Raw genomic sequence first — 6,599 nt, 5'->3', positions numbered from 1 at the left:
AAGCTGGATTCATAGAGATACACTTCTTTCTATCTATCTTTATTATTGAAACGCTTTATTGTTTAAGTGTTAAATGATTTGAACAAGTCATTTGAGCAAAGGCGGATTATTTAGGATAATCTATATAGAAAGAATAATTTAAATGATTGTCCATATTGTCAACAGCATAGCGACAATGGCATGATTTCATCGTTCAATCTCAATAAAGACACAGGAACAGCCGTACTTTCCGAAATCTTTTATGAATCGATCGACGAAAAACAAGTAGAAGTAAAAACGCAAAGACCTGTAAAAAAGAGTCTTTTTGATAAAACTTCAATAGAAACAACTCCAAAAAAGAATGTAAAACAGCTTTTGACTTTCTCTGACTCAAGACAACAAGCCAGCTTCTTTTCAATGCAGTTCAACAACAACCATGAACTCTTTTTACGAAAACGACTCGTATGGGATGCGATCAAAGAAACACAAGGCGTGAACATTCGCTCGTTAGCGATGCAGCTAACAAACCAAATCCGTAGAGAAGGACTTTTTTCAAAAAACCAAAAGCATGAGCAAAGCGAAGCCTGGATCAGCGTTTTGCAGGATCTTATGTATACCAGTGGACGCTATTCAGCACAAAGCCTTGGTTTGTATGGCTACCAATTTGAGTTGAATCCTCAAATCCTTTATGAAAATGAAGCCGAGCTTCATTCCGCGTTTCAATTAAATGTAGAAGAAACGATCACTCTTTTTAATATTTTAATCGATCAAATGCGCCATAAATGCATTATTGATTATCAAGTGGCTGAATTATCCGATGAAGAAAAGATCAACGCCTTTCCTTATCGAAATCGTGAGCAGACGATCATAGAAAAGCGAGAGTACAACAACCACAAGGATGAATACCGATATGTAGAAAGCTTTTTGCCAGTACAAGCCCAAAGAGAGAATAAGACGAGCGCCTATTTACAAAAGCTCTATCCAAACGCTAAAAGAGAAGAAATCATCGATATTATGGAAAAGCTGTTTACGCTCATGTGCAATCTAGGCATCTTGAAAGAAACAGAAGCGAGCCAAGTGTTTTCTTACCATATTCCGGTTGAAAAATTTAAAGTGATTCCTTATACCAAGTTGACTTGGTATCAATGTGACAAATGTAAAAGAGTGACTCTATACAACATTCATGGAATGTGTCCAGAACATGAATGTCCTGGAACGCTTCATCGATGCGATGTTGATCACGTGTTCGCAAACCATTATTACCGAAATAACTATAAAACAAAAAAGATCGAAAACGTAATCGCGCAAGAGCATACAGCGCAGTTGAAAAACGATAAAGCCAAACAATACCAAATCGATTTTAAAAATAAAAAGATCAATGTACTTAGCTGCTCGACGACCTTTGAAATGGGAGTCGATCTAGGAAGTCTTGAATACGTGTTTTGTCGAAATATCCCACCTACGCCTGCCAATTATATCCAAAGAGCAGGGCGCGCAGGCCGAAGCAAAGACGCGAGCGCCTTGATCATGACGTATTGCCAAAACGAATCGCACGATTATTACTATTATCAAAGACCAAAAGATATGATTTCCGGAAAGATCGATCCACCACAATTCAAGGTCGAAAATGAAAAGATCGCTCTTCGCCATATATTGGCAAGTGCATTTGCCCATTACTTTAGAAAGCATCCAGACCATTTTCGAAATATTTCTTTTGTTTATGATGACCATCTTGAACCTTTTATTGACTATATAAACAGCAATCCAAAAGATTTAGTTGAATATATTGATCAATGGGTGCTGAAAAACACGAATTTAGAAGCGTTCAAACAAAGCAAATGGATCGACGCTTTAAAGAAAGACGAAAGTGTTTTATCAAAATATATTCAAGAAACAAGCGAACTCGTCAATACATTGGAAGCGGCAAAAGACAAAGCCTCCCAATCCGAGAATTTTAGGCAAGCTGATTATTTTAAAAACCAAATCGACAATTTGAATAAGAAAAATATTTTGGAAGACTTATCTAAATTTGCCATTATTCCAAAATATGGATTTCCTGTCGATCTCATTCGAATGGAAGTGCCTCAAGATCATAGTGTGGATCTGCAAAGAGACCTTTTGATTGGTATAAGCGAATACGCGCCGGATTCAGAAGTAATCGCCGATGAAAAGAAGTTTGTTTCTCGTTATATCGAGCTTCCAAAAAAGACAGGCAAAGAGCTGACAAAGACTTATTACTACACATGTGAAGAATGCCATGATACGCAAGTATCCTTAGAACCTTTTGAAGAAGGGTCACTCTGTCCAACATGTTTCAAGCCGTACAAAAAGACGGATCTATTCTTTTTGGAGCCTCGATTTGGTTTTGTGGCTTCCAATGAAAAACGTTCGAAAAACATCAAACCGATCAAGTCGTACGCAGGAGAAATCCGTTATTTAGGAAAAGGACTCCCATTTAAAGAAAAAGTATTGTTGGCTAACAAGATCCGCCTGACCGCAATCCAAGAAGACAGGCTTGCAATGATCAATGAAGGACATTTTTATTATTGTAAAAGCTGTGGCTATACGAAACGAATGCAGACGATGCGCTCGAATACGATCAAGGAAAGAAAAAAGCATCGAGATCCTCGAGGTTTTGAATGCGAGAACACGACGCTACAGCATACAGCGTTAGGCTACGTATTCAAAACCGATGTCGTACGTCTCAAGATCAACAGCGAACATGCTAAAAATAGAGATTGGTGTTTGTCTTTGCTTTATGGACTCTTGAACGCTTTAAGTCAAAGCCTACAAATCGAAAGAAACGATATCAATGGACTTTTGGTGACAAACTCGTTTCAAGAATTTGAGTTTATTCTTTTTGATCAAGTTCCAGGAGGAGCGGGTCATGTGCAAAGACTAGCGGATGAGAATACACTTTCTCTCGTTTTAAATTGTGCTCTTGATATTGTTTCGCAAGATTGTTGTGAAGAAGAAAGCAGCTGCTACAGGTGTTTGAGAACTTATAGAAATCGCAGAGAACACCAGCACTTAAAAAGAAAGTACGCCAAACAATGGCTGGAAGAGTTGTTAGAAATATGAAGTGGAAAGAACTTTTCTTAAAATTTTTCTCATTTTTCAAAAGAGAAAAATTAAATGAAGAACAACCAAAAGAAGAACAACTAAAAATTGAGCAACCAAGGCAACTCATCATCTTTTTTCCTAAACGAACGATTCAAAGGGTTGAATTAAAAAACGAAGTACATAATACGTCAAACGAAGAAATCCTAGAAGGAACTGTTCTTTCGGGCTATTTGGATTATCACGTTCCAAACAATCTCACGATAAGGCGACCAGTTTTATTTTCACAATTCACAACTCTACAAAACAAAATCAAAAAAGAAGAAGAGAGCGTTGTAGAAGGTGTTTTGATCGATGGTTATTTAGAAACACATGAACCTTGTGTTCCGATCAAGCGCAGTTCTATAGCTTTTCAAATCGTTTTTCTAACCGTGAATGAGTCAACTTCTGAAGAAGAGGAAGAGAGTGTTGACGGAACAATTTTAAGGGGTTATTTGGGAGTCCATGAACAATCCTTTCCGATGATCAGAATTTCTTTGTTTCAACAACAAATCCAATTCTATAAAATTGATCCGATTCAAGAAAAAGAGGAAATTATCGAAGGTATTGTAATCGCAGGCCGACTTGGAACGCACGAGAAAAGAGTTCCGCAAATTTATAGGAATGTAATACCGATCGATCCGATCCTTTTTATGAACCAAATCCGTCGTTTTGATCAATCGACGATTTTAGAATACGATCTTGACAAGATCGTTCAAATCTTGATTCAAGAAGTGCGTAAAAATATTCCAATCGGGATCGCTCTTACATATTTGATCGATAACGATTCTTATGTGAAAGAAATTTATTCTGTAGCTCAAAACGCTTTAAAGAATAAGTCTTCTAAGATCATTCATCAAGACTGGGTATTTTTAGCTCTGTGCTTGATCGGAATGGAATGTTATGACAGTTCATTTTGGGATAAGGTAGAGCAGACACTTATTTTTGAACAGTCCACTTATGATGTGATCAATGTAGAAACCCGCTTAAGAAAGATCATCGATGCTTTTGTAGAGAAAAAGTCGTGGCGAAAGATCGACAATGTTTTAAGGCAAGCGTTTGTTCCGTTTCCATATTGGGATCTTTTCATTCCGTATTTGGATTCGATCTTTAAATATGAGTTTAATTATGATCTCGCGAAAGTTTCAAAGCCAAAACTAAAACAGGCTTTGCTTAGAAGAGGGCCAGAAGCGCATTTGAATATCGCGTTCAAGAGTTATTTTGAAGATGAAAGCAAACTGGATGAGCTTGTTCTTTATGTTTATGAACTTTTTAAGTGGATCCATAGTGTAAAGACAGGCAAAGGATCGAATCATAAGATCCAAGAAAAGATCCAAAGCATTCTTGGAGGAAAGAAAGTAAATCATAGAGAGAAAACAGAAACTAAAGATCGAAATGATAGTAAAGAGAAGAGCATTGATTTTGACTTTATATTGGATGGTAATCAAATTTGTTTGCGGATTCCGGATTTTGATTTTGATCCAGAACGATATTCAAAGTCGTTAAGAATCGAATTCTTCCAAAATAACGAAATGATTCAAACGGTAGATCGATTAAAGGTCGTTCGACATGACAACAACTATCGAATCCGAGCTTTCGAAATTGAATTGGAAGATCCTTTTGGAAGATTAAAACTTCAAATCAAAACGGATGAGCATCTTCTTTTTAGTAGTGGGGAGAGTCTTTACCATTCTCGTTTGTATTTTGACGAGTTTGGAAAGAATGTCTCTAACACTGATTCTTTAGAAGGTCAATTTATTGTGGCTGGTGTTGATCTGCAAGAGGATGAGAGTGTCCAAGTCGATCAAGAGTTTGAAATGTATGATCTAGGAACGATTTGTTTAGAGAAAAGAAAAAAGGTCGTTATTCAACTGTATGGAAATCAGTTTTCGAATGTTCATATCAAGGATTATCTAACATCGTATCCGATTTATCGTTCAATTTATCGGATCGAGCCTGAAGAAGATGGTTTCTATTTGCGAAATGGGCATTGTTATGAAAACATTCAAGAGCTGCTTGATTCGTTTGAAGAAGGATTAAATGTTTTAGAATTTTTTCAAGATAAAAGGAAAGTAGCGCATAGAAAAGTATTTTATGAGCCTAGACTTTCGATTTCTTTGTTCGAGGATTCGTATGTGATCGATGGAAAGATCATTCATAAAGATGTTTCGAAAAAGAATGTGTACGAAATCGAATGGTATTATCCGAATTCAAAACAAACGTTTTGGCTTGTTTTGACCCCACCTGAAGCGATCTATCGGATTGATGATCTTGCATGGAGAGGATTCGAACATTCGATCGATTCGGATGAATTCAAGTCTTTTTCAAAATTGTATTTTGATGGAATTGGTTTTGATCGGGTCGTTTTGATGAGCGATGATGGTCAATTTCGAATGGTTCCAAAGATCCAGCGGACGAAGAAGCATATGTATATCGAAACGGCAGCTTTAAAAAACAATAAAGAGTATTCACATCTAAATTTATTTTTTTATAAAGAACAGAACAAGGAAAATATGATTCGCATTCAATATCGTCCGGAAGTCGACCAAAGATCGATCCAAATTCAAACGAACCATGAAAAAAGGGACGTTTTCATTCAGTTCGAGTTGTTGAAGGATATAAAAAACAATGAAGTGATCGTTGTTCAGCTTTTAGATCCAGGCAACAATACGTTAAGTACAAAGACTATTGAAGCGAACGCAAAAACCCTAATCTGTAGATTTGAACACTTAGAATCTTTTAGACCTTATCGAGTGAGAGGATCTATTCAGACAAAGAGCTTGTTTTCAAAACAGGAAGAAACCTTTTTGTTTCTAAGAGATATTCCAATGTTGTATGGAAAAGATAATTTGAAGCGAAAACAATTCAATGTCGATTCCGTTCAGGTGGAATATTTTCGAAGAAATGGATGGAAAATCAAGAATTACGATATCCAAAACACTTTATTAGAGGTCAAAAAACAAAAGGAAGAAATGTATCAAGCGAATTTATTGATCAATGAAGAATTCAAAAACAAGATTTGCTTTACGATCCAAGAAGTAAAGGAAAAAGAGTTGATCATTCTTCCTACCGATTTAGATGGAGACGGATTGATGTTGAACCAAACGGCAAAGATGATCACAGAGGATCAAAGAAATGCTTTTCCAATTTTTCAGATGAAAATTTCTCTTATAAAAAACAAGATCAATACAGATTCTTTAAAGAAGTTCAAACTCAAACATTAAAAAAAAGAAACGATTTATGGGAAATTATGGTATCATAGTTACTTGACTAGGAAAGATCAGAATTCATATCAGTTTTCTATAACTTTTTAAAGCGATTTGACTGAAAAGTGAATGATTCTTCCTATAATATTAGAATTTTATGCTTGAAATTCCATAAACTGTGTTATTATCCCATCTTTTACAGTTTTAACAGTGCGAAAGGCGCCTATCTCCTTTATTTAAAGGGTTTAGACGCCTTTTCTTTCTTTTATGAATTTCGCCACATTTTTCCCGTTGGCATTTTTGACGATTTTGTTC

Annotated in this window: 2 protein-coding genes; both read left to right on the top strand. The window is 36.0% G+C overall.

Features of this window, described 5'->3' with window-relative positions; genetic code table 11:
* Nucleotides 1-180 precede the first annotated feature (180 nt).
* Nucleotides 181-3,060, top strand: coding sequence for a DUF1998 domain-containing protein (locus tag BO225_RS01345; RefSeq protein ID WP_076340488.1), 2,880 nt, complete (start codon nt 181-183; stop codon nt 3,058-3,060).
* Complete coding sequence (locus BO225_RS01340) at nt 3,057-6,302, top strand: hypothetical protein (protein WP_076340487.1); 3,246 nt, start codon at nt 3,057-3,059, stop codon at nt 6,300-6,302. Before BO225_RS01345 ends, BO225_RS01340 begins: the two co-directional genes overlap by 4 nt.
* Nucleotides 6,303-6,599 lie beyond the last annotated feature (297 nt).

Source organism: Dubosiella newyorkensis, assembly GCF_001945605.1.
Lineage (GTDB): Bacteria > Bacillota_I > Bacilli_A > Erysipelotrichales > Erysipelotrichaceae > Dubosiella > Dubosiella newyorkensis.
This window is presented reverse-complemented; position numbering and strand designations above follow the sequence as displayed.